The organism is Parvularcula marina (genome assembly GCF_003399445.1).
Lineage (GTDB): Bacteria > Pseudomonadota > Alphaproteobacteria > Caulobacterales > Parvularculaceae > Parvularcula > Parvularcula marina.
In genome coordinates this window covers 1,071,295-1,095,731 of sequence record NZ_QUQO01000001.1, presented here as the reverse complement: position 1 = coordinate 1,095,731, position 24,437 = coordinate 1,071,295, and the positions used below count along the sequence as shown (strand labels likewise).

Here is a 24,437-nt window from a genome sequence, read left to right as displayed (position 1 = left end):
TCGCTTAAACCTCCGCCCATTGGCGGATCAGGTTATGGTAGATGCCGGTCAGTCGCACAATTTCGGGTGCGTCGGGTTGCGTCTGGTAGAGCGACTGGATCGACTGGTCGAGCTCATAGAGGAGCGCGCGCTGGGTGTCGTCCCTCACCATGCTCTGTGTCCAGAAGAAGGACGCGACACGCGCGCCTTCAGTGACGGCTGCAACGCGGTGCAGGCTGGTTGAGGGATAGATGACCGCGTGACCGGCCGGCAGTTTGACCGAATGCGTGCCATAGGTATCGTCGATCAGCAGCTCGCCGCCTTCATATTCATCAGGCTCACACAGGAACAGGGTCGTTGAGACATCCGTCCTGATACGGTCTTCCTTGCCGGGCAAGGGACGGATCGCATTATCGACATGATTGCCGAAGGATTCCCCGCCCTGATAGCGATTAAAGAGCGGCGGATAGACCTTGAGCGGAAGAACCGCCGAAATGAAGCCGGGGCTTTGCTGCAGGGCGTCATAGATGATGCCTTGCGCCTTTGCCGTCGTGGCGGATTTCTCATCAAGCTGCTGGTTGCGCTTGGCACGAGCGGCTTGGGCGCCAGAGGTCATATTGCCGTCGACCCATTCGCCCGCATCAATGATGCGGCGGACTTCGCGCACCTGCTCCGGCGTCAGAACATCAGGGATTTGAACTAGCATAAGCGCATAGTGGAGGTGAGGGGGAAAGAAGAAAACCCCCTCCGATGATGGGAGAGGGCCTTGTGGTCAGAGATACGGATCAGAAACTGAAACGCAGCGTACCGGTAATCGAACGCCCCGCCGCGATGGTCGCCATATGGGTCGTGTAGACCCGCTCATAATAGCGCTCATCGGTCAGGTTCTGGAAGTTGAGCTGGAAGGCGACCTTTTCGGAGAAGAGGTAGCTGGCGTTCGCATCATAGCGGCAATAGCCGTCGACGCTTTTTGTGTTGGCCGTGTTGCCGAAGCGCTCGGACTGACAGAAGGCGCCGCCGCCGATATTGAGGCGCTCGATTGGGGCGACAGAGGTCCAGAGGCTGAAGCTGTGCTCCGGCGTGTTCGGCAGCTGGTTGCCTTCGGTGTCCTCATTGATCGGGCCAGCATCGATGATTTCTGAATCAAGGAAGCTGTAGCCGCCGAAGATGCTCCAGATGTCGGTGAGCTGTCCGGCTGCGGAGAGTTCGATCCCCTGCACCCGGGTCTTGCCGACGGCGGCCTGCGCCGCGCCGCGTCCGGCCTCAATGGCCACATGGTCGTCAATCACATCCGTGCGGAAGATGGCAGCTTCCAGCGAGAGGTGGTCGCCATAAAGCTCCCATTTCGTGCCGAGCTCATAGTTCCGGCCTTTTTCCGGCTCGAGGTCTTCGTTCCGGGTTGAGATGTTCTCGCTGCCGTCCCCGGCGGTCACGCCCGACGGGCTGACTGAGGTGCCGAAGGACGCATAGATGCTGCCATTCTTGCGCGGCTTGTAGACGAGGCCAGCCTGATAGGTGACGAAGCTGTCGTCATTGGAAAGATCTGTCGACGTCTCGGTACTGAAATCATCATAGCGGACGCCGGCATTAAAGAGGAGGTTCTCAGACAAGGTCACCGTGTCAAAGATATAGGCGCCCATCGTGTCGACTTCTGTCGTTGTCGGCGCGCGCAGGGTGATGTTGCCCGTCCATGGATCATTCGGGTTCGGATCATAAAGGTCCGTACAGTTATATCCGCTCGGGGCGCCGGCGCCGAACATGTCACAGCCGCCGCGGGGGATCGTCACGCCGCCGGGCGCGAGCTGCTCGACGAGATAGGTCGCGCGGACCGTTTCCTCTGAGGAGAATTCGAACCCGGTGGCGACGCTGTGCTCAACACTGCCTGTCGTGAAGCGTGCAATCAGGTCGGTCTGATTGACCAGCGTCTCATTGTGCGAATTGTTGCTCTTCACATTGCGGATGACGAGGCCGTTGATGACATTGCCCTGGCTGTCATCCGGGTTGCTGGCGATATAGTCTGTGAAGGATTCCGCATAGCGGGTCACGTTCCGGATGCTGACATTCTCGTTGAACTGGTGGCTAAACTCGACAAGACCCGAATCAAGCGCGGTCTTGTTGAAGTCCCGCACGACGAGGCCATAGAAGTTATCGGGGTCGATATCTTTGATCGGCTTGCCGGTGACGGGGTCGAGCGGATGGCCGTAATCGATCAGGCCGTCGCTCTCATAATGCTCATAGCTGACCTTCACCGAGGTCGGGCCGGTCAGCCCCCAGGTCAGGGTCGGCGCAAAGCCCCAGCGATTGTCAAAGACCGCATCGCGGCCCGGGATTTCCGATTCCTGCCACAGGAAATTGAGGCGCAGGGCGAGATCATCCGTGATGACCGTATTGGCGTCGAGCTCACCACGGGCCTGGTTGGCATTGCCGCCACGAAGAGAGACATGGACGAAGTCCTCCGCGCGGGCCTTTTTGGTGACGAGGTTGATCGAGCCGCCCGGCGCGCCGCGCCCGGCAAAAGCCCCGTTCGGGCCCTTGGCGACTTCGATTTGTTCAAGATTATAGACGTCCCGCGACTGGGCGCTGGAATCGCGCAGGCCGTTCACAAGGATGCCGGAGGTCGACTCGCTGCCGCGAATGAAGGGGCGGTCGGCGAAGGGCTGCCCGCCTTCGCCCATGGCCATGGTGATGCCCGGCACGGTGCGCAGGGCGTCGGTGAGGGAGGCGGCAGCAAGGTCGCGCATCACGTCTTCGCCAATCACGGTGACGGCGCGCGGCGTGTCGATCAGGTCGGCGGTGTATTTCGGGGAGTCGGCTTCACGCTTGTAATCGGCGCCTTCACCTTCGACGACGATGACATCGTCATCATCGCCCGGCGTGAGGTCGGACACGCCCGACGGTGCGGCCTGCGCGCTGCCGACGGCGAAAAGCGCCATGGCGGTGCCATAAAAGATGCTGTTGCGGCGGGAGGCCGCATCCGATTGAGACTGTGACATGGATACCCCTGAAGAGAACTTGATCGCTAATGCGAATAATTCGCAATCTCTGGGCTCATGTGCGTTGATCGTCAACCGCACTTAAGAATTATTTTCAATAACGGCGGGTGAGGGAGATCAAGCAGCGTGAGGTTTCGTGCCGATGAGCTGAACCATCAGGCTGCTGAGTATGAACTATCTAGAAAAGATGGCTCCGGAGGAGGGATTCGAACCCCCGGCCAAGCGATTAACAGTCGCTTGCTCTACCACTGAGCTACTCCGGAACATTTTAGAGGGGCGGCTATACCAGCTTGTGCCGCCAAATCCAGCCCATTTTTTCGGCCGATGAATAAAAAACGGCCCCGCCTGGGGAGCGGGGCCGCCTTGGGGGTATGGTGGGTTATCTTCCTGGGAGAGAAGATGGTTAAAGATTAAGTGGCCAGAGTTAACGCGGGGTTAACGGCGCGCGGAAAATCCGCGCGCTCGCATTATTCTGCTGGTTGCCATTCCTTGTGGTCACCATCGCCGTCGTGATGATGTGGATCCTCAAAATCCGGCGCATGCGGGTCAATATCCGGGATCTCATGCGTTTTCGAATCACCTTCACCAAGGGCAGGCTGTTTCTCGCCGGTCCAGAGGCCGCGGAAGAAGCGGGCAATATCGACACCCACCGCATACATGGCCGGCACGAAGATCAGCGTGACGAAGAGGGCGAAGAAAACCCCGAAGGCAAGGCTGATCACCATGGGCCGCAGGAACTTCGCATCAAAGCTGTTTTCCAGCATGATCGGGACAAGGCCGACAAAGGTTGTCACCGAGGTGAGCAGAATAGGCCGGAAACGGACGACCCCTGCCTCAACAAGGGCCGCGAACGCCCCTGCACCTTCTTTTCGCAATCGGTTGACGTAATCGACGAGGACCAGGTTGTCGTTCACGACCACGCCCCCCGCCGCGCAAATCCCGAAGATCGAGAACATCGCGAAATTCTCGCCCATGAGGAGGTGGCCGAACACAGCCCCCATGAACCCAAAGGGAATCGCGAACAGCACCAGGATTGGCTGGAAGTAAGAGCCAAAGCCGATCGCAATCAGCATATACATGCCGAAGAGCGCCATGATGTAGAGTGTCATGATGTTCGACATGAACTCTGCCTGTTCCTGATCCGCACCACGGCGGCTCACCTCAACCTTGGGGTGGTTGGTGAGGAGCTGCGGCACATAGGTGCCGTAGAATTCCTTCCGCAGAGGCCCGGCATCCGCGCCATCACGAATACGTGACCAGATGCGCACGGAGCGTTTACGGTCAACGCGGCTGATCCGACGCACCGCCGGCGCATAGGAAATGTCGGCGACAGCGGAGAGGGCGATCTCGCGGCCATCAGGGGTCCGGATCCGCATGCTCGAGAGGCTTTCCAGCGACTCACGGGTTTCGAGCGGATAGCGCACCATGACGCGGACGTCCTGGCCACCGCGCGGCAGGCGCTGGGCTTCCTCTCCGTAGAAGGCCTGGCGGACCTGTCTTGAGATTTCCCCGATCGTCAGGCCGAACCGGTCAGCACCGGGTTTCAGGGTAAAGATCAGTTCTTCCTGAGACGCCTCGAAGCTGTCCCCGATATCGTAAAGCTCGCCATACTGGCCGAGATATTCACGGATTTCGCTGACGACGAGCTGAAGTTCTTCAAGATCGGTCGATTCAAGGCTGACGACAAAACGGTCATTGCCATTATCAGAGAAGGTCGAGTTGATGCTGACATCTTCCGCATCCGGAATGGGACCAATGAGATCCCGAAAATCATCACCGACTTCACCGAGCGTCTGATCGCGTTTGTCTGAGTCTTCCATCAGGAGGAACACAAACATCCCGCCCGACCATGCCCAGACTTCACGGGACTGGATGATCGGCATGCCATTTCGTTCTTCGAGCTTTTCGTCGAGTTCCGACATGGCTTGTTCGACCTGGTCATAGACCTGCAGCGTCCGCGAGAAGGGCGTGCCGCGCTGCATATCGACGCGCATCTGGATGAAGCGCTGCTCGACTTCCGGCATGAAGTTGAACTTCACATGGCCCTGCGCGACGAGCGCGATGGAAATGGCGAAGAACCCGATGAAGAGGAACACCGTCAGATAGCGCGCCGCGAGCGACAGCTTAATCAGGGGGCGGTAGAACCGATCGGAGAACCACAGAAGGCTGTCAGCCAGCTGCTCCTGAAATTTCAGCAGCCCTTTGGGTTCCGGCTTCTTCATGTGCGACAAGTGCGCCGGCAAGATGAGGAAGCTTTCGATCAGCGAAAATGTCAGCGCAAACATAATCGTCCAGGCGATATGCTTGGTGAAGTCCGCCGTGACCCCGCCGATGAACAGGAAGGGCGAGAAAGCAATCATGGTGGTCAGAACAGCAAAAACCACCGGTTTGATGACAATCTGTGTGCCAACGATAGCAGCGGTGAGGCCGGTTTTGCCCCGCTCTGTCATGCGGTGGATACTCTCCCCCACAATAAGCGCATCATCGACCACAATCCCGATCACCAGCAGCATCGCGAACAGCGAGAGCATGTTCAGCGATACGCCGACCGCTGGCAGGAAGATGAATGTCCCGATGAAGGAAATGGCGATGCCGGCAGCCACCCAGAAGGCAACGACAGGGCGCAGGAAGAGCACCAGGATGATCAGGACAAGGACAAGACCCATGAGGGCGTTGGAGCTGACCAGTTCCATCCGGGCGTAATAAAGTTCTGCCAGAGTGAACTGGTGTTTCAGCTCGATTCCAGGAGGCAGATCGGACTGTTTCTGATCAACCCATGCCTGGATAGCTTTAGAGGCAGAGACAATATTTACGGTTTCAGGCTGCATCACCTGTAACTGGCGGCCTGGCTTGCCGTTGATCCGGTAGATGAAATTCGCATCCGGGAAACCATCTGTGACGGTCGCAACATCGCCGACACGAATAACGCTGCCGTCCTGATTCCGGCGCACGACGATCTGCTCGAATTCCTCGGCGGAATCGGCGAGCTGGCGGGAAGCGAGGGGGACATCGCCCGTCGAGGTTCGCACTTCGCCCATGGAACGGTTGAGCGAGGAGCCGCGGATCGCGGTGGCCACATTGTCAAAAGTCAGGCCGTACCGGCGCAGGGCCGCTTCGGTGACTTCAACAGACACTTCTTCCTGACGGTAGCCTTGAATGTTGACGACAGGAGAGCCGCCGGGGATCTGGGCCAACTCGTCCCGGTAAACCCGTGCAAGGCGGTTCAGCTGCACCTCCGTCACAATTTCCGGATCGCCGGTCAGTGTGACGAAACTCATTTCCACATCGGCTGTAATTCGGCTCACTACCGGCGGGAACGAGGATTGCGGGAGGTTAGAGACACCGTCGATGCGGGATTTTACCTCGTTGAGAAAGACGTCGAAATCAGCTTCCGACTTCATCTCGATCGAGAGGCTGGCACTCCCTTCACGGACTTCCGCACGGATTTCCTTGACGTTGTCGAGGCCGGTGACGGCTTCTTCGAGCCTGAGGACGATCTGTTCCTCAACTTCGCGCGGAGAGGCGCCAGGCCAAGCAACATTAACCGAGACCACGTCGAGCTTACCGCTCGGGAAGACTTCCCGCTCGATACGGAAGAACATCAGTACCCCGACCACGAGGATCAGGAACATGAGGAGGTTGGCGGCGACGCTGTTACGCGCCCACCAGGCGATCAATCCGTTCATTGGACGGCTCCTTCACTCCCGGCGCTGGCGGCGTCGGCAGTGTTCACATCACCACCGTCTTCGCTTTCGTCAGTCTCTCTATCTGCCGTCGGCGCGCTGGGATCGAGCGGACGGATTTCCGTTCCTTCGGGAACAGCGACGCGGGAAACAGCAACTCGCTCGCCCGGTTCGAGACCTGAGGTAATGACTGCGCCATCGCGGGTATAGGCAGCGATGGTGACGGGACGTTTCTCGACAGTATCTTCATCGGTCACGACAAAGACCGAAGCGCCATCAACAATCGCAACACGCGGCAATGTGACCGCACGATCAAGAACAGGCCCTTCGATTTCTGCATCGACAAACAGGCCGACAGCCAGAGGGAAGCCATTGTCAGAGCCGGCGCCGTAAGGCTCCAGAACCTGTACGATAGCTGCGACCTGACGGGTTGATGCATCGATAGCGGCGTCAACGCGGACGACACGACCGGTCCAGTTACGTTCAGCACCCGCCGCAATCACCGAAAGCTTCACATTGGGCCCGTTTTTTGGGTCATTGAAAGCAAGTGACATGTTGAGGCGGCCAAGGTCTTCATCAGTCAGCGGCAGGCGGATTTCGGCAACGTCAGTTGAGAAGATCCGACCAAGCTGCTGGCCCGGTGAGATGAACTGCCCTGTATTGGCGCTAATGCTCCGAACCCGGCCATTGAACGGCGCGCGGATGGAAGTCCGACCAAGCGCCAGCTCGGCATCACGAAGATTAGCGAGTGCCGCCTGATAATCCGCTTCCGCGCGGGCCAGTTGTGGCCGGCGCAATGTCAGATCGGAAGGACCTTCACTCCCGGAAATGCCGGAGAGTTCTTCGTAATCCTGACGGGCAAGCTCAGCTTCGGCCTGCTCGATTTCGAGCGCCGTTTTCGACTGGGCAACCTGCGCCTGCGCGCGGGTGACGGCGAGACGATAATCGGCATCCTCGATCTGAACGAGGATCTGGCCTTTCTCGATGACGCCGCCATCGGCAAACTCTTCCGAGACCGAGGTGATCTTCCCGCCGACCTGACTGGTCAGGTTGATTTCCTGTTTCGGGCGAACTTCACCTTGTGCGTACACGGTCAGTTGCGTCTCGCCATAGGAGACTTCCTCGACAAAGACTGTCGGCGCAAAGCTTTGTGGCTCTGTGCGTTCAGGCTTTGGCGCCATGGACCCCATGATGGCGATAACAATACCGAAGGCGAAAATCGTCCCGACGACGGTGCCGATCGTACCAAAAACTACGAGAAATTTGCGGATCATGACCGGTCTCCTTTTTGGTCCGGTGTCATCTGAGAGACAATTTGTGCGTTACCCGGACCATTTGCTGTGGTGGTCACGTCGGGCACCTCAAAGGAGGCGCCGAGGGCGAGATAAAGATCGATGCGGTTGGAGAGGCGCTGGCGCGATGCGCTGATATATTGCGACTCTGCCGAGATACGGCGCTGTTGGGCGCTGATCAGGTTGAAGATGTTGGTCGTGCCGGAGAGATACTGACGCTGGGTCAGCTCCTCGGCGGCTTTGGCTTCCTCGAAAGCAAGTGACTGGGCTTCGAGCTGGGCTGTCAGGAAACGCTCCGCAGCCAGTGCATTCTCAACCTCCTGATAGGCGGTGAGGACGGTGCCGGCATAGTCAAAGACGACCGCTTCCATGTCGGCTTTCGCCGCGCGTGCCTGCGCCCGCAAGCGGCCACCCTGAAAGAGCGGCTGGACAAGGTTTGCGGTGAGGGACTGGGCCGCGTCGCTGAGGTCGAACGAGATATTCGAGGCTTCGAACTCCTGCTCAAACGCGCTGCCGCTCAATGAGAGAGAGGGAAGAAGGGCTTTGCGGGCGGCTGCCGCATTGAGGCCGGCGGCTTTCAGGCGGCGCTCGGCTGCGATCACGTCCGGCCGGGTCGCCAGAAGGCTGAGCGGGTCGCCAACCGCAACCGAGCCATCTCCCCAGAAACCGTCCAGCATGGGGAGGGCTTCTGCAGAAGCAATTGCAGCGGAAGGGTAGCGGCCGAGCAGGAATTCAAGCCGCCTTGCGGCTTCTTGTTCCGTGCGCTGACGGGCGACCAGTGTGGCGCGTGATGAGGCCAGTGAAGAACGGGCAAGGCGGACATCGAGGCTTGAGGAGATGCCGCGATTATAGCGCCGCTCGATGATGCTCAGATTGCTCTCGCCGGTCTGAACGTCGCGCTCGGACAATTGCCGCTGAAGGCGGGCTTCGGTGAGAGCATAGAAGGCTTGCGCCGTGCCGCCGGCAATCGACAGCTCGGTCGAGGCAAGGTCGAGCTTGGCGGCTTCGGCGCCAAGATAGGCCGCGCGGGTCTGGTCGGTCAGGCGACCCCAGATGTCGAGTTCCCAGCTGAGGTTAAAGCCAAGGTTGAAGTCTTCGGTCGTGGTTTCCGGCACGACGACAACCTGGTTGTTCGAATTGAGCCGCGAACTGGCGGGGGTTTTCGCGGTCCGGCCGCTCAATGCGCCGTTCACTGTCGGCAGGACAGCGGCGCGGGTGATGCCGACGCGTTCTCTTGTCGCACGCACGCGCGCTTCTGCGGCCGCGAGGTTGGTATTCCCCTCGATGGCTTCGGCGACGAGCAGGGTGATGACCGGGTCATGCAGATCCGCCAGCCAGTTCTCAGTGACGGGCTTTGCATCGGTTGCCATTTCGGCGGAGACAGCAGCCCAGCCTGTCGGCGTATCAATGCCCGACAGGGCATCTTCTGCGGGCACCGAGACACATCCCGAAACCAGCAAAATGGCTGTACTCAGCCCAAGAATTCTGGCGTTCAACGCCATATGACCACCCTCATCATCCGTGCGGTACAAACCTCCGATGCCATTCAGGAGGGGGTACCGTTCTTTCAACTCTTTGCATGCCGGGTGGTAAGCTCCCCCCAGACAAGTCGCTCCCCCCTAACGCCCAATTGATATTTATCGATTAACGGCGAATTTCAACCCTTCGGCGGGCCGCGTAAAGGCAAAAGCACGAATAAACTGCCAGATACGCCTCAAAAATGCGTAACAATGGCGGAAATGAAGATGTTTTCTGTCAGTGGGGCATGGAGGCCACGCCCGGAATCGAACCGGGGTACACGGATTTGCAATCCGCTGCGTCACCACTCCGCCACGTGGCCTCATCGGGGGTGAGTTCGGGCAGATACGCTGTCAGATCAGTCGCGACAAGCCTTCTTGTGGCGCTTGGTCTTCCAATCTGCGCCAACCGGTCCTAATGCCCGCCAATCCCGATTTTTCTCCGCGGTAAAGAGGCGTGACGATGGATACGGCGAAAGCCCGAAAGCATATGGTGGACAGTCAGGTCCGGCCGAATGATGTGACTGATTCCGGCCTGATAAAGGCAATGGGGCGTATCCCGCGGGAGGACTTTGTGCCCTCGAACCGCCGTTCGCTCGCTTATGTGGAAAAAGATGTGCCGCTGTTTGAGGGCCGCTGGCTGCTCAAAGCGCGCGATTTCTCCAAGCTGATCAATGAAGCGCATATCCATCCCGGCGACCTCGTTCTCGATGTCGGCTGCGGCTATGGCTATGGCTGCGCGGTCATGGCGCCACTGGGGAGTGTTGTTGTCGGGCTTGAGGACAATGCCGAAGCCGTGAGCCAGGCGCAGACGAGCTGTACCAATCTGGGTCTCGACAATGTCGCGATCGTCGAAGGAGAGCTTGCGGCAGGCTTTGCCGATCAGGGCCCGTATGATGTCATCGTCATTGCGGGCGGCGCGGAAATCATTCCTGAAAAACTTTTCGACCAGCTTAGCCCTGAAGGCGGGCGCATGGTGGCAATCCTCGTTGACCGGGGCGTCGGGCATGCGATGCTCTACACACGCCACCATGATGCAATCGGAGAGCGTATGTTATTTGAGTGCCATCCGGCCGGTATTCTGCCTGGCTTCAACCGGACGGCAGGGTTCGTTTTTTAACCCTTTCTTGAGACTTCAGGCAGGACATCAGGGCGGCTCGGCCCATAAGGTCACCGGTCTTGCTCCCCCCCGCGAACACGCGGATGGTGTGCTCGGCTGGTGAGTTATGTGAGGAATAACAGGCGGTATGGCGAACCCACAATCAGAACCCACAATGGACGAAATCCTGGCCTCAATCCGCCGGATCATTTCCGAAGAGGATGAGGCACCGGAAGCCAAGTCACCACCGAGCCTCGAGCCGCTGACGCTCGATGAATCCAGCTCCGTCTCGATCGATGATGACATGATCGGCGGCGCGAAAGTCGAAGCCGGCACGCCCGAGCCGCAGGATGATCCGGCCCCGGTCGAAGTGGCCGCCCCGGAACCCACCGTCACCCCGGAGCCGGTCAGCCAGTCGGCCGATCCGCTCGACGAACTTGCCGAAACAGCCAAGCCGAAAGCTCCCGTGGAACAGCCCAAAAACACTATCGATTTCGACGCCATCTCCGATCGGGCGGCCAAAGCCGCAACGGAGAGCCTTGCCGCCCAGACCCTTGTCAGCGACGGCGCTGCGAAAAAGGTCTCTGACGCCTTCGGCGCCCTGCATGAGAATGTCCGGGTATCGAACGCTGGCGGTCAGACGATCGAAGATATTGTCGAAGCGATGCTGCGCCCGATGATCCAGCAATGGCTTGATCAGAACCTGCCGCGCATCGTCGAGGAAAAAGTTGAAGAAGAGGTCCGGCGGATCGCCCGGCGCCGATAACAGGCCAGCCGGCCCCCGCCATTGTGAGGCGGGGCACGCCTTCCTACTTCTGACGAACATCTTCTGGCTGCCCTCATCCGGGGGCCGCTTTTTCATTTACACAGTAGCCATCGGAGCCAAGTGCCATGCGTGATCCGCACGATATCTATATGAATACCCTCATCCCGATGGTGATTGAGCAGACAAGCCGCGGCGAACGGTCCTTCGACATTTATTCACGGCTGCTCAAGGAACGGATCATCTTCCTGTCCGGTCCCGTTCATGATCAGGTCTCGACCCTGATCGTCGCGCAGCTTCTCTTCCTTGAAGCAGACAATCCCAAAAAGGACATCGCGCTCTATATCAACTCGCCGGGCGGCTCGGTCACGGCCGGTCTCGCGATGTATGACACAATGCGGTACATCCGCCCGCAGATCTCCACCATGTGCATCGGCCTTGCGGCTTCCATGGGCTCACTGCTTCTGACGGCCGGCGACAAGGACATGCGTTTCTCGCTGCCGAACTCACGGATCATGGTTCACCAGCCCTCCGCCGGCTTCCAGGGACAGGCCTCCGATATTGAGCGGCATGCCAAGGACATCATCGCCACGAAAAAGCGTCTCAATGAGATCTATGTCGAGCATACCGGCCAGGATTACGAGACAATCGAGAAAACCCTCGACCGCGACACCTTCATGACGCCGGAACAGGCGAAAGAATTTGGCCTTATCGATCAAGTGCTTGAGAAGCGCGCGGTGGCCACTGACAATGATGAGTAACGGAAATACGTGAAAGTTCCCGAAGCTCTACAGAATATAAACGAAAAGTGGGGAACCTGTTCCCCTCATGCGATTGCGCGTCTGGCCCCATTCATGCACAGTCGAGTATCGTTGAAAAAATGTTGTGAGAGCTGTCGGACGGGGCGGGACAGCTTGGGCGAAGGAGCGCTCGTATGAGTAAAGTTGGCGGCAATAAAGGCGGAACTGGCGCCGGACCGACAGGTTCTGCGGGCGGCGGCGACGGCAAGAATACGCTGTACTGCTCGTTCTGCGGAAAGTCCCAGCACGAAGTCCGCAAGCTGATCGCTGGACCGACTGTCTTCATTTGTGACGAATGCGTCGAGCTCTGCATGGATATCATCCGTGAAGAGTCGAAATCCTCGCTCGTCAAATCAGGTGAAGGTGTCCCAAGCCCGCAGCACATCCACAATGTGCTTGATGATTATGTGATCGGCCAGTCCTACGCCAAGCGCGTTCTGTCGGTCGCAGTTCATAACCACTTCAAGCGGCTGAACCACGCCCAGAAGAATTCCGACGTCGAACTGGCAAAATCGAACATCCTGCTCGTCGGGCCGACCGGCTCGGGCAAGACGCTTCTTGCTCAGACGCTGGCGCGGATTCTCGACGTGCCGTTCACCATGGCCGATGCCACAACCCTGACCGAAGCCGGCTATGTCGGTGAGGATGTCGAGAACATCGTCCTGAAGCTTCTTCAGTCTGCGGATTACAATGTCGAGCGCGCCCAGCGCGGCATCGTCTATATCGACGAGATCGACAAGATTTCCCGCAAATCCGACAATCCGTCGATCACCCGCGATGTCTCGGGCGAGGGCGTCCAGCAGGCGCTCCTCAAGATCATGGAAGGCACGGTGGCTTCCGTTCCGCCGCAGGGTGGCCGGAAACATCCCCAGCAGGAATTCCTGCAGGTCGACACGACCAACATCCTCTTCATCGTGGGCGGCGCCTTTGCCGGTCTCGACAAGGTGATCTCGAACCGGGGCGAGGGCGCTTCGATCGGCTTCAATGCCGAGGTGAAGGAACTCGATGACCGCCGGATCGGTGATGTGCTTCGGGAAGTCGAGCCTGAGGATCTCCTCAAATTCGGCTTGATCCCGGAATTCATCGGCCGTCTGCCGGTGATCGCGACCCTCGAAGACCTCGATGAGGATGCGCTGATCCAGATCCTGACCTCGCCGAAAAACGCGCTGGTCAAACAATATCAGCGTCTCTTCGAGATGGAGGACGTCAAGCTGACCTTCACCGAGGATGCGCTTTCCTCCGTCGCGAAAAAGGCGATCACGCGGAAAACCGGTGCGCGGGGCCTGCGCTCGATCATGGAGGGCATTCTGCTCGACACCATGTTCGATCTGCCGACCCTCGAAGGCGTGCAGGAAGTGGTCATCAACGACGATGCCGTCGAAGGCCGCGGCGAGCCGATTTACGTCTACGCCGATGCGGCGAAAGCCCCGGCCAAGTCGAGCGCGTGACTGTTACGCCACAGTAACACCCATTAGAGAACTGAACAGCGCCTCTCACCTTGATCGGTGAGGGGCGTTTTCTCTATGGCGCTGGGATGGCACTTTCATTTGACGCGCTTCGCGAGAAAATCGGTACCGAGATCGGCGTGTCCGACTGGGTTTCCGTCACCCAGGACATGATCAACGGTTTCGCTGATGTCACCGATGATCACCAGTTCATCCATGTCGATCCCGAACAGGCAAAGGCGACGCCCTTTGGCAGCACGATTGCGCACGGGTTTCTGACCCTGTCGCTGCTGCCGGCCCTGATCAGCGACATCGATGTGAAGCTGAAGAACACGGTGATGGGCGTGAATTACGGCTTTGACCGGGTACGTCTGATCGCGCCGGTCCCTTCAGGAAGCGATGTCCGGGGGCGGTTCGTTCTTCAGGATGCGGTCGAAAAACGGCCGGGCCAGTATCTTCTGACTTTCGCCGTCTCTGTCGAGATCAAGGGGCAGGACAAACCCGCCCTCACGGCAGAGTGGCTCGGGATGCAGTTTACGGATGAAAAGGGCGGTGCAGCATGACGATCTCATTTGAAAACCGCGTAGCTATCGTGACGGGCGCCGGGGCAGGGCTTGGCCGCTCTCATGCGCTGGAGCTGGCGCGCAGGGGCGCGAAAGTGCTGGTCAATGATTTCGGTGGCGGCGTTGACGGCACCGGCGGGTCTTCTGAACCTGCCGAGAAGGTGGCCGAGGAAATCCGCGAGGCGGGCGGCGAGGCCATCAGCCATGGCGCGGATGTGACGAACCCTGAACAGGTTGCCGATATGGTCCGCACTGCGATGGATCAATGGGGCCGTATCGATATCCTCATCAACAATGCCGGTATCTTGCGCGATTCAAGCTTCATGAAGATGGAGATGGCCGACTTCGATAAGGTCATGGCCGTGCACCTGATGGGCTCGGTGATCTGCACGAAAGCCGTCTGGCCGATCATGCGCGAGCAGGGTTACGGCCGCCTTCTGATGACGACATCCTCGTCCGGACTCTACGGGAATTTCGGCCAGTCCAATTACGGCGCGGCCAAGATGGCGCTGGTCGGTTTCATGAACACGCTCCATCTCGAAGGCGAGAAATACAATATCCGGGTGAACTCGCTCGGGCCGGCTGCAGCGACCCGGATGACCGAGGGGCTCCTGCCGCCGCCCGCCCTTGAAATGATGACGCCGGAAAGCGTGACGCCCGCTGCGATCTTCCTCGTTGCCGAAGATGCGCCGAGCCGGGTGATCCTCAATGCAACCGCCGGGGCATTCTCCCGCACCTATATCGAGGAGACCCAAGGGGTGGCTTTCGCGCCGGGTGATCAGACGGCGGAGAATATCGCCGCGAACTGGGACGAGATCAGTGATCCCAAAACGGCTGTCGAGCTGCCGCAGGGTGCAGCCCAGGTCATGAAATTTGCCCAGATGGCAGGGGAAGCCCGCAAGTCCTGATCGGGGCTACGGGAACCTCATAGGATGGATCTGCGTTCTACACTGGGAAAACCGGAGTAGAATAATGTCGGATAATTTCACGATTTACACGGCAGGTTTTGCCGTCATGCTGATCGGTATCCTTGGTGGCGCCTACCTTCTGGGGGTGCCGCAAGCCTGGCTTGCCGTCATAGGGATCACCCTTGCGGGGCTTGGGATCATGTCGGCTGTGCGCAAGACCAAGCGCAAGGAAAGCTGACCTTTAAAGATCAGTCCTCAAGCCGTCTCCATCCGCCGGGCTCAAGCAGCTCGAGCGGGCGGAAGCGGCGCTTGTAATCCATCTTTGGTGAGCCCTTCACCCAATAGCCCAGATAGACGTGGCTGAGGCAAAGCTCGCGCGCATACTCAATATGATCAAGGATCATGTAGGTGCCGAGTGAGCGTTTCTCCGCATCCGGATCAAAAAAGCTGTAGACCATGGATAACCCGTCCTTCACCCGGTCGGTGAGGGCGCAGGCGAGGAGCTTTCCGTCCCCGTCGCGATATTCAATCAGCAGCGTGTCGACAGGGGTCTGTTCGACCATGCTCTGATAATCGAGCACCGTCATGTCGGCCATGCCGCCTTCGGCGTGGCGAGTGTCGAGATATCCGCGCAGCACGCTGAACTGCTCGGACGTCGTGCGCGGCGGCAGGGCATGGCGAGTGACATCGCGATTGCGGCGCAAGAGGCGCTTCCAGCGAGATGCTTTGAACTCACCAGCGACGACGCGGACGGGCTTGCAGGCCTGACAGCGTTCGCAGGCCGGCAGATAGGCAATATTCTGGGACCGCCGGAACCCGCGCTCGCTGAGCCCGGCATTCAGCTCCGCTGCACTCTGGCCGCCCAGAAAGGTGAATATCTTCCGCTCGCGGCGGCCGGGCAGGTAAGGGCACGGGCTCGGCGAGGTGAGGAAAAACTCATTGGTCGTCGACTGAAAAGGCGTGGTCATGCGGGCGCTTGGCTACTCAACTGATACTCAAACTCTATCACATCCCGTGCCATGACGCGCCGTCACATCAGTCCCATTGCGCCGAAATAGGCGGGCGCAACAAGCGTGTAGACAATCCACAGCAGCACGATGAGCGGTAAGCCTATCAGAACAAAGTCACGAAACTGGTAATGCCCGGGCGCCATGACCAACAAATTTGTCTGATAGGCGACCGGCGTCGCGAATGAGCAGTTCGCAGCATAGATCACGGTGAAGACAAGGACTGTCGGATCGATCCCTGCGACTCCGGCGGAGGAGATCGCAATCGGGGTCAGAAGGACAGCCGTCGCATTATTCGAGAGCACATTGGTGAGCGCGGCCGTCAGGATGAAGAAGGCGGAGATCAGGAGCGTTGCCCCGCCGGGCCGGTCCGCCAATGGCGTCAGTAGCGAGGATATATAGAGCGCACCGCCCGTCGCCTGCATGGCAAGGCCCATGGCGATGGCGACCCCGATGAGGAGGAAGACCCGCCGGTCAACGGCCCGCGCCGCCTGCCGGATGTTCAGGCACCCGGTGGCAACCATCGCAGAGGCCCCGCAAATGGCGGAGATGGCAATCGGCAGGATGCCTGTTGCTGCCAGCAGGACGGTCGCAATGAAGATCGCTGCCGCATAACGTGCATGATCGGGGTCGGGAAGCTGGGTCATCGACCGCTCGAGCATCAGAATGTCGCGGTCGGCCCGCAAACGGCGGATATCCGAGCGGTCACCGAGGATCAGGAGGACATCACCCGCTTCAAGCCGGATGCCCTGGATATCCCCACGGATCATCCGTGAGCGGCGCTGGATGCCGACGATCACGCAATTGGTCTGAAAACGGAAACGGATCTGGCTGATCGACCGGCCGATAATGCGAGAGCCGGGCGCGACCACCGCCTCGATCATGGTCAGCTCACCGCCGCCTTCGGGTGTCTCCACCTCGGCCAGAAAGCCTGCGAGAATCTCGCTTTTGGTTTTGAGAAGACGGGTCAGCGCATCACGGGTCGCAGCAACCACGACCTTGTCGTGAAGGCGTAAAGTGACGTCATCGAACGGCGGCAAGAGGATATCGTCGCGCCGCTGGATCAACCGTACTGTGACGTTCTTGAGGCTCGGGAAAAGGCCCGCTTTTGAGGTCTCACCGATCAGCGGATTGGCGCGATCCAGCGTCACTTGCGCCAGGAACTGCTTGCCGTCCGAAGGGGAGGAATCAAGCTCGCCATGCCGGTCGGGCAGGAACCACTTGGTGACGATCGCAAGATAAACCGCCCCGACGGCAGCCAGCACCAGCCCCAATGGGGCAAGCGCAAAGAAGCTGACGCTCTCGCCGGAGAAGCCCCGATAGACTTCGATGGCGAGCAGGTTGGTCGAGGAGCCGATCGTTGTCAGCATCCCGCCAAGGATCGACATGAAGCTCAGCGGCATCATCAGGCGGGAGGGGGCAATGCCGGACTGCATCGCCATCGCCGCCATGATCGGCACGAACATGACGACGACAGGCGTGTTGTTGAGAAAGGCGCTGACCGCCATCACGAAGAGGAAGACGCCGGTGACGGCGATCCAGCCGAGCTTGGCGTGGGCGACAAGAAGAAGCCTTGTCGGCCAGTCGAGCGCCCCCGACTGATACATGCCCTGACCAACGATTAAGAGCCCGAGGATCGCGAAAAGCGCGGGACTGGCAAAGCCTGACAGCAGCGTCTCGGCACTCAGCAGATTACCGCCATCCGCATCGGGCAGCGGGAAAATGTGGAAAAAGACCAGCAGCGCGCCAATGGTAATCGCGCTGACCAGCTCGAGTGAGAATCGGTCGCTCGAATAGGCGATGATCGCGAGCGCGATCACCCCGAAAGTCACCCACATCTGGGGGACAATGTCATAAAGAGCGTCCATGGAATTCAACCTGTCGCGTGTCGCGCGCCGTGGAAAGGCCCCTGATTCAGAGGCTTGGAATGTAATGAATTGTTCTGAGGGGCAGAAACGTCTAACCCAGCGTGATGTCTGATCCCTACCAGCCCCTGAAGAATGCCTTTGCCCGTTATACAACGGGGGTCACTGTCGTGTCCTGCCTGCCGAAAGATGGCAAGCCGGTCGCGCTGACAGTGAACAGCTTCACTTCTGTGTCGCTGGAGCCGACGCTGGTTCTGTGGTGTCTCGACAATCACACCAGCATCAAGCCATCTTTTGATGAGTCGGCGAGCTATGCGGTCAGTGTGCTGGCGTCCGACCAGCAGGCGGTCTCGAACCGCTTCGCAACGCCGGGTCGTCATGATGTGACGCCCGCCGAAAGCGAGACATTCGCGACCGGATCGCCGCTCTTGAAAGGGCGTCTGGCCGGTTTTGACTGTGAGATCGTGGCACGACATCAGGCAGGCGATCATGTTGTCCTTATCGGGCAAGTGAAGCATTTCGACAGCCGTGACGGCGCGCCCCTCATTTATTCAGGGCGCACTTATCTCACGGGAACCTTGATTTCTGATTGAGCCAGCCTGCGGCATCTGTCGCGTAATAGCTGATGATCATGTCGGTGCCCGCCCGCCGGAAGCAGATCAGGGCCTCAAGGGCGGCATCCTCGAAGTCGAACGCCCCTTCGGCGGCAGCGCAGCGCAGCATCGCATATTCGCCTGAGACCTGAAACGCCGCGACCGGCACGTTGAAGGCCGCCTTGGTCCGCGCAATCATGTCGAGATAGGGCATCCCCGGTTTGACCATCACCATGTCGGCGCCCTCGGCGAGATCGAGCGTCACCTCGCGATTGCCCTCGGCGCTGTTGCGCGGGTCCATCTGATAGGTCCGCTTGTCGCCCTGCAGCACACCGCGTGAGCCGATGGCGTCGCGATAAGGGCCATAGAATTTCGAGGCATATTTGACGGCGTAGGAAAGGATCATCCGATCCGTGAAGCCTTCATGGTCGAGCTTTTTTCGAATGGCGCCAATCCGGCCATCCATCATGTCGGAAGGGGCGAGGACATCATATCCGGCTGACGCCAGCACCACCGCCTGCTCGGTCAGGACCGCAACCGTGCCGTCATTGACGATCTCGCCATCACGAAGGAGCCCGTCATGACCATGATCGGTATAGGGATCGAGCGCGACATCGCCGATCAGGCCGATCTGGGGGACAGCTTCCTTGATGGCGCGGGCTGCACGGCACATCAGATTATCGGGGTCGAGCGCCGCCGTCCCCTCTGGATCGCGTGCTTCCTTGCCGGTGTGTGGAAAGAGCGCGAGCGCTTTGATTCCATTTTTCCACGCATTTTGCGCCATCTCGACGGCGTCATTAACGCTGGCTCTTTTGATACCCTCCATCGCCGGGATGGGGCCGGCGAGGGCATCATCCTCGCGCAGGATCACCGCCTGGATCAGGTGACGCGGCGCCAGCTCTGCCTCTGCGGCAAGATCGCGGATCCAGCTCTGGCCTCTTAAGCGCCGAAGCCGGGTTGCGGGGAAGCGGCCGGGAAAGGAGTTATCAATCATCAACAGAACCTAAGGTAAAATTTCCAGGATGTGTTCGTTTCGAAAGGTTTACGGAGCTTTAGGGTCTCATGCTGTAGTTGCGAAGAATAGATCATCGAACAGGAGCGTGTGGGTACCATGCAAACTGGCCTTGCAATTAAAACGGAAGATCCGATCGATAGTGTATCGGATATTACCGAACCATATTTACGACTGCTTACCCTTATCGAGCGTCTGCACCGTCAACTGCTTGAAGTTATCAAGGATGAACTCGAACGCGAGGGGCAGAACGACGTCAATGCTGTCCAGGCGCTGCTCATCTACAATATCGGCGATTCGGAACTGACCGCGGGCGAGCTTCGCACGCGCGGCCATTATCTGGGATCGAACGTCTCCTACAATCTCAAGAAGCTCGTTGAGGCCGGCTACATCCGCCACAAGCGCTCCGATGCTGACCGCCGGTCGGTGCGGGTGTCGCTGACCGATGAAGGCCGTGAGCTTCGTGATCTGATTTCTGCCCTGTTCGAACGCCACCTCGTGTCGGTCGAGAAAGTGGGCGATGTCCATGTCGACATGGTCGACAAGACCAATCTGACCCTTGATCGGCTGGAGCGGTTCTGGATTGACCAGGTTCGGTATCGCCTCTGAGGCGATCAGGCCCTTATGGGAATGTGCAAGTTACCAGGGGCAAGAAGGGGCCGTACGCGGCCCCTTTTTCTTTTGAGCCTTCAGCTTGAGGGCATGCCTGCCGCATCCGGGATTGTGGGATAGCGGTCCTCCGGTGTCATAGGAGATAAATGGGAGGATCATCATGTCAGTCAGCCTGATGGCAGGATGCGCGCTCTTATGCGCTGGCGTTGTGGCCGGACATGTTCAGCCAGCGGAGAGTGATGTCCGACCGGAAGCCGGCCTTCAGGATCTGCAGATCCTGGATATGGCGGACGGTATTCTTCTCAATGAGAGCCACTGGTTGCCGTCTGGCGACAGAGACTGCGAGCTTGATGCGCCGAGCCACAATCTCTTCTGCGCGCTCGCTTATGCGAATGCCTATACGCTCGGGGAGTATCAGCATCGCGCGGCGGCCATGCAGGCCGTCAGATTTGCGATTGAGGAGCAGGTCGATACCAGTGGCTATCAGCATCGCCTGATGGATTATAACAATGCTGACGGCCGTCAGTTCTCGGAGATTAAAGACGTCATCCGCATGGCGAGATACGACATTACCGAACAGCTCCTTGAGAACGGGATACTAACCAAGGCGCAAGCCGAGTTCATTCTCAACACGCACGACCCGGCAGCCTCTGCCGATTAGGCTGTACGCCACTCCCTGAAATCGACGGTCGCGCCATTACGGGTTTCCTCCGGTGAGAGAAGGTCTGCGATCAGCGGCGCCAGTTCATCCGGGTGCGGTAGGGTTTCGGGGTCTTCGCCCGGCATGGCTTTCTCGCGCATCCCGGTGCGGATCGGCCCCGGATTGACGAGATTGACCCGGAGCGGCGTCTCTTCATTCTCCTGCGCGTAGGTCAGGAGAAGGTTCTCAAATGCAGCCTTGGTCGCCGAATAAGTGGCCCAGAAGGGCGCAAGCTTCCGTACCCGTCCTGTCGTGATGCCAACAACCCTTGGGGCGGGTGCAGCACGCAGTAGCGGATCGAGCAGCGAGAGGAGCTGCACATTGGCCGTCACATTGACGTCCATCGTGCGGTCCCAGTCTTTAAGCTGAATATCGGAGACAGGGGTCAAATCCCCCAAGAGCCCTGCATTGGCCACAAATCCGTCCAGCCGTCCAAATCGCGCGGTCAGCGCCTCGGGCAGGCGCGCCATCATCTCGCGATCGGTCAGATCAGCGGTGATCAGCGTGACCGCGCCGCCATCGGCGCTGATCTCGTCATCAAGCGCCTCAAGCGCGCCTTGCGTACGAGCAAGGGCAATCGTGTGCATGCCGCGCCGCGCGATCTCTTTGGTGACGGCGCGGCCAATGCCGCGAGAGGCGCCGGTGACGAGGATGACGGGGGAAGTCTCAGAGGGCATTACGGATATCTCCGGCGAGGACTTGAAGGTCGGCCATGTCGGCCATGCCGCCGCCATGCGCGCCTAGCGGCGTGCCTTCATAAACAGGGATGACATGGAAATGCAGGTGAAAGACGGACTGCCCACCGGGCGCACCGTTGTACTGAACGATGCGGAATCCGTCCGGTGACAAGGCCTTGGTTACAGCTCTTGCAACGGCCTGCGTCGTTTTGATCAGCTTGCTGAGGACATCCTCTTCGACGTCGAGCAGGTTCACGGCTTGCGATGTTTTCGAGATGATGAGCGCATGGCCGCGCGATTGCGGGAAGGCGTCCATGAAGGCGAGGACATCGTCATCTTCAAAGATTTTGGCGGCAGGGATATCGCCGCTGATGATCTTGGCAAAGACGTTACCGGAATCGTATTTTTCGTCGAGGCTCATGCTTCTTCCTCATCGGGTTCGGCGGGCTGTCTATGCCCGCACGCCGTGCAGCGCAAATTTTTCGTCGCCGGGGCGAAAGGGAAGAGCCCGCCAAAGCTCAGCATGAAGGAGACGAGCGATATAAGGGGATCGCGGATCCGGGTCAGGCGCTCCTCGCCGCAGGCCTCACAGGTCTGCCCGGTAAGGTAAGGGCGGCGGGACGGCTCGCCGCGAACCTCATCAAGGGCGATGCTCGCCATATGCGCATCCTGCTGGCGGGCCAGCAGCCGATATCCGCCCAGCCCGATGCTCAGATGAGGCTGAGCGCCGAGCGTCCGCTCATCGGCAAGCTGCACGTCAAAGCCCTGCGCACGCAAATAACCGACAGCTATCTGGGCTTCTTCGGCTTCATAAAACCGGGCGATTTCCTTCACGCGCCATCCTTTCTGAAGGGCGTGAAGTCCTGAAGGTAATGGATCGCTTCGTCCACCTCTTCCCGCTCTGCCTCGAGATAGCGGGCGACGGCGTCGTGAAAGCTGGGATTGGGCAGATGATGCACCGAATATGTCGTCACCGGCTGATAGCCGCGGGCGATCTTATGCTCTCCCTGTGCCCCGGCATCGACATATGAAAGGCCATGTTGAAGCGCGTAGTCGATGGCCTGGTAATAACAGACCTCGAAATGCAGAAAGGGGATATACTCCGTACAGCCCCAATACCGCCCGAACAGCGTATCCCCGCCGATGAAATTCATCGCCCCGGCAATCGTCTGCTCGCCGCGCCGGGCCATGACGAAGAGAATGCTGTCCGCCATCCGTTCGGTGATGACGGAAAAGAAATTGCGGGTGAGGTAGGGCGCGCCCCATTTGCGCGCGCCTGTATCCTGATAGAACCGCCAGAAAAGATCGAGATGGGCCTCGGTGATATCGCTGCCGGTGACCCAGTCGATCTCAATCCTGGCTTTGGCGATGCCTTCGCGCTCCTTTCGCAGGGCTTTTCGTTTGCGGGAGGAGAGGGCGGCCAGAAAGCCCGCCCAGTTGCCAAACCCTTCATCGCAGAACCTGTATTGCGTCCCTGTACGGACGAGATAGCCAGCCGCTTCGGCGAGTGCCTTTTCTTCCTCCGTCAGGAAATTGATATGGAGGGAAGAGACACCCAGCTCGCTGGTGATCTGCCTTGCGCCTGCCAAGAGCGCGGCCTCGTCCTCGGCAGTCTCCCCGAACAGGCGCAGCCCCGTCGCAGGGGTGAAAGGGATCGCGCCGAGGAGCTTGGGATAGTAACGCCCGCCCGCCCGCTCATAGGCATCGGCCCAGGCATGGTCGAAGACGAACTCTCCCCGGCTATGGGCTTTGAGATAAAGCGGCATCACGCCGGAGATGTGCTCGCCCCGGCGAAGGAGGAGGTGATGCGGCCCCCAGCCGGTCTCAGGCCGGACGGAGCCCGAGACCTCCAGCGCATCAAGGAAATCCCAGCTCGCAAAAGGGTAGTATGGACGCTCTCCTCCGAGGGCGAGGCGGTCCCACTCTTCCTTTGCCACCCCTGCCATGGAGGGCAGGTTGGTGAGGGTCAGCGTCTCTTGATGTCCGTCGGGCATGTCGGGGTCCGGGTGTCGGTCACCCCCAGCATATGGCCCCGCGCACTATCTGTCGCCATGCGTGATGTCGCGTGGGTGGATTTGGGATTCGTGCCCTCTCTTCCCGGTTCCGGGAAGAGGGGACGCCGCTTCTAGCGTTGCGCCCAAACCACCACCCGCTCATCCCCGCGAAGGCGGGGATCTGCCTCTGAGGCTGAGGGCTCTCAATTTCAAAGCGCACAAAGATGAATCCAGTCACCTCACTCAGGACCAGATGCCCGCCTTCGCGGGCATGAGCGGAAGGAGAGAGGGGCATTGAAAGTGAAAAGGCTATTCGGCTGTCACCTGCCCCGCCGCAGGCCAGTCGGTCTCTCCGATCCGGGTCACCGTGAAGCTGACCGTCGGAAAGCTCTGCTCACCGCGCACGAAAGTGCCGGTCTCGGTCCAGCTATCCCCGTCGATCACCGCGACATAATCGACGCGCATCTCTGGGCCGATCGGGATCGTCCATTCATAGCCGGTCTCGGTCACGATGATCGGATAGGTGCCAGCATTCCCGCCGGTATAGGCACGGATCTCGTAAGCATCGGCGCGCGGGTCATAGCTGATGATCCCGAAGGCGTTGAAGCCGATCGAGCCGTCTTCCTCATAGGCAAGTCCCTCAACGGCAAGCACATCGCCCTTGAGCATCGGGCCGACCCGCTCGGTATGGGTGAGGGTCTGCACGCCTTGAGGGGAGTAGACCGTCGCCTCGCCGCGCCATTCGCCATGCATCCAATCAAAGACCGACATCTTCTCTGCAAGGCTGCCGGTTCCGAGCGGCTGGGCCATGGCGGGGGCAGCAAGAAGGGCGGAGAGGGCGGCAAAAGTGACGGTGAGGCGCATCGACGGGCTCCAATCTGTCTGATGGAGGAGAGTATAGGCTATCAAGTTTGTTTTGCAAATTGAATTGCCAT

23 protein-coding genes and 2 tRNA genes are annotated in these 24,437 nt (G+C 59.4%); 10 read left to right on the top strand and 15 right to left on the bottom strand.

Going from position 1 to position 24,437, the window contains the following annotated elements; genetic code table 11:
- Window positions 1–4: 4 nt before the first annotated feature.
- From DX908_RS05100 to DX908_RS05070, 7 genes are all read right to left on the bottom strand, one after another.
- Entirely contained in the window at window positions 5–685 is a 681-nt protein-coding gene (locus tag DX908_RS05100; protein WP_116391341.1) for a Fe2+-dependent dioxygenase, read from the bottom strand.
- 79 nt (window positions 686–764) lie between these two features.
- Complete coding sequence (locus tag DX908_RS05095; protein ID WP_116391340.1) at window positions 765–2,972, bottom strand: TonB-dependent receptor; 2,208 nt, start codon at window positions 2,970–2,972, stop codon at window positions 765–767.
- Between the two features lie 188 nt (window positions 2,973–3,160).
- Window positions 3,161–3,235, bottom strand: a tRNA-Asn gene (locus tag DX908_RS05090).
- 204 nt (window positions 3,236–3,439) lie between these two features.
- On the bottom strand, window positions 3,440–6,658 hold the full coding sequence (locus DX908_RS05085) for an efflux RND transporter permease subunit (protein ID WP_116391339.1): 3,219 nt from the start codon (window positions 6,656–6,658) through the stop codon (window positions 3,440–3,442).
- Window positions 6,655–7,929 (bottom strand): efflux RND transporter periplasmic adaptor subunit, encoded by a 1,275-nt coding sequence (locus tag DX908_RS05080; protein ID WP_116391338.1) that lies wholly within the window; start codon window positions 7,927–7,929, stop codon window positions 6,655–6,657. Before DX908_RS05080 ends, DX908_RS05085 begins: the two co-directional genes overlap by 4 nt.
- On the bottom strand, window positions 7,926–9,449 hold the full coding sequence (locus DX908_RS05075; protein ID WP_116391337.1) for an efflux transporter outer membrane subunit: 1,524 nt from the start codon (window positions 9,447–9,449) through the stop codon (window positions 7,926–7,928). Before DX908_RS05075 ends, DX908_RS05080 begins: the two co-directional genes overlap by 4 nt.
- Window positions 9,450–9,713: 264 nt before the next feature.
- Window positions 9,714–9,787 (bottom strand) — tRNA-Cys (locus DX908_RS05070).
- A 140-nt stretch (window positions 9,788–9,927) separates the two neighbouring features.
- On the opposite strand from DX908_RS05070, the gene DX908_RS05065 reads away from it, so the two are divergent.
- From DX908_RS05065 to DX908_RS16270, 7 genes are all read left to right on the top strand, one after another.
- Complete coding sequence (locus DX908_RS05065) at window positions 9,928–10,584, top strand: protein-L-isoaspartate O-methyltransferase family protein (protein ID WP_116391336.1); 657 nt, start codon at window positions 9,928–9,930, stop codon at window positions 10,582–10,584.
- Window positions 10,585–10,738: 154 nt separating this feature from the next.
- Window positions 10,739–11,329, top strand: coding sequence for a DUF2497 domain-containing protein (locus DX908_RS05060; RefSeq protein WP_158548518.1), 591 nt, complete (start codon window positions 10,739–10,741; stop codon window positions 11,327–11,329).
- A gap of 125 nt (window positions 11,330–11,454) precedes the next feature.
- A complete protein-coding gene (locus DX908_RS05055) occupies window positions 11,455–12,087 on the top strand; it encodes an ATP-dependent Clp protease proteolytic subunit (RefSeq protein WP_116391334.1) in 633 nt (210 codons plus the stop codon).
- A gap of 173 nt (window positions 12,088–12,260) precedes the next feature.
- The gene (clpX, locus tag DX908_RS05050) at window positions 12,261–13,574 is read left to right on the top strand and encodes an ATP-dependent Clp protease ATP-binding subunit ClpX (protein ID WP_116391333.1); all 1,314 of its coding nucleotides are present in this window, start codon (window positions 12,261–12,263) and stop codon (window positions 13,572–13,574) included.
- Window positions 13,575–13,660: 86 nt separating this feature from the next.
- A complete protein-coding gene (locus DX908_RS05045; RefSeq protein WP_116391332.1) occupies window positions 13,661–14,134 on the top strand; it encodes a MaoC family dehydratase in 474 nt (157 codons plus the stop codon).
- On the top strand, window positions 14,131–15,042 hold the full coding sequence (locus DX908_RS05040) for an SDR family NAD(P)-dependent oxidoreductase (RefSeq protein ID WP_116391331.1): 912 nt from the start codon (window positions 14,131–14,133) through the stop codon (window positions 15,040–15,042). The genes DX908_RS05045 and DX908_RS05040 overlap by 4 nt, the downstream gene beginning before the upstream one ends.
- A 64-nt stretch (window positions 15,043–15,106) precedes the next feature.
- Window positions 15,107–15,280, top strand: coding sequence for a hypothetical protein (locus DX908_RS16270; protein ID WP_158548517.1), 174 nt, complete (start codon window positions 15,107–15,109; stop codon window positions 15,278–15,280).
- 10 nt (window positions 15,281–15,290) lie between these two features.
- Here the strand turns inward: DX908_RS16270 and DX908_RS05035 are convergent, their stop codons facing one another.
- Window positions 15,291–16,010: an arginyltransferase gene (locus DX908_RS05035; RefSeq protein ID WP_116391330.1), complete on the bottom strand. Its 720-nt coding sequence runs from the start codon at window positions 16,008–16,010 to the stop codon at window positions 15,291–15,293.
- Between the two features lie 62 nt (window positions 16,011–16,072).
- Window positions 16,073–17,917: an SLC13 family permease gene (locus tag DX908_RS05030; protein WP_116391329.1), complete on the bottom strand. Its 1,845-nt coding sequence runs from the start codon at window positions 17,915–17,917 to the stop codon at window positions 16,073–16,075.
- 104 nt (window positions 17,918–18,021) lie between these two features.
- On the opposite strand from DX908_RS05030, the gene DX908_RS05025 reads away from it, so the two are divergent.
- Window positions 18,022–18,507 carry a flavin reductase family protein gene (locus tag DX908_RS05025; protein WP_116391328.1) on the top strand — a complete coding sequence of 162 codons (486 nt, stop codon included), beginning with the start codon at window positions 18,022–18,024 and terminating at the stop codon, window positions 18,505–18,507.
- Here the strand turns inward: DX908_RS05025 and hemB are convergent.
- Window positions 18,482–19,501: a porphobilinogen synthase gene (gene hemB / locus DX908_RS05020; protein ID WP_116391327.1), complete on the bottom strand. Its 1,020-nt coding sequence runs from the start codon at window positions 19,499–19,501 to the stop codon at window positions 18,482–18,484. The genes DX908_RS05025 and hemB overlap by 26 nt on opposite strands.
- 117 nt (window positions 19,502–19,618) lie before the next feature.
- Here hemB and ldtR point away from each other — a divergent pair, with 117 nt between their 5' ends.
- Window positions 19,619–20,128, top strand: a complete 510-nt coding sequence (ldtR, locus tag DX908_RS05015; protein ID WP_116391326.1) for a transcriptional regulator LdtR — start codon at window positions 19,619–19,621, stop codon at window positions 20,126–20,128.
- Window positions 20,129–20,291: 163 nt separating this feature from the next.
- Window positions 20,292–20,792, top strand: coding sequence for a DUF6197 family protein (locus DX908_RS05010; RefSeq protein WP_116391325.1), 501 nt, complete (start codon window positions 20,292–20,294; stop codon window positions 20,790–20,792).
- Here DX908_RS05010 and DX908_RS05005 read toward each other — a convergent pair.
- From DX908_RS05005 to DX908_RS04985, 5 genes are all read right to left on the bottom strand, one after another.
- A complete protein-coding gene (locus DX908_RS05005; protein WP_233508635.1) occupies window positions 20,789–21,508 on the bottom strand; it encodes an SDR family NAD(P)-dependent oxidoreductase in 720 nt (239 codons plus the stop codon). The genes DX908_RS05010 and DX908_RS05005 overlap by 4 nt on opposite strands.
- Window positions 21,498–21,929, bottom strand: coding sequence for an HIT family protein (locus DX908_RS05000; RefSeq protein ID WP_116391323.1), 432 nt, complete (start codon window positions 21,927–21,929; stop codon window positions 21,498–21,500). The genes DX908_RS05005 and DX908_RS05000 overlap by 11 nt, the downstream gene beginning before the upstream one ends.
- On the bottom strand, window positions 21,926–22,342 hold the full coding sequence (locus DX908_RS04995) for a hypothetical protein (protein WP_116391322.1): 417 nt from the start codon (window positions 22,340–22,342) through the stop codon (window positions 21,926–21,928). Before DX908_RS04995 ends, DX908_RS05000 begins: the two co-directional genes overlap by 4 nt.
- Window positions 22,339–23,502 carry a GNAT family N-acetyltransferase gene (locus tag DX908_RS04990; protein ID WP_116391321.1) on the bottom strand — a complete coding sequence of 388 codons (1,164 nt, stop codon included), beginning with the start codon at window positions 23,500–23,502 and terminating at the stop codon, window positions 22,339–22,341. The genes DX908_RS04995 and DX908_RS04990 overlap by 4 nt, the downstream gene beginning before the upstream one ends.
- 309 nt (window positions 23,503–23,811) lie before the next feature.
- Window positions 23,812–24,366 carry a DUF1579 domain-containing protein gene (locus tag DX908_RS04985; protein WP_116391320.1) on the bottom strand — a complete coding sequence of 185 codons (555 nt, stop codon included), beginning with the start codon at window positions 24,364–24,366 and terminating at the stop codon, window positions 23,812–23,814.
- Between the last annotated feature and the right edge of the window lie 71 nt (window positions 24,367–24,437).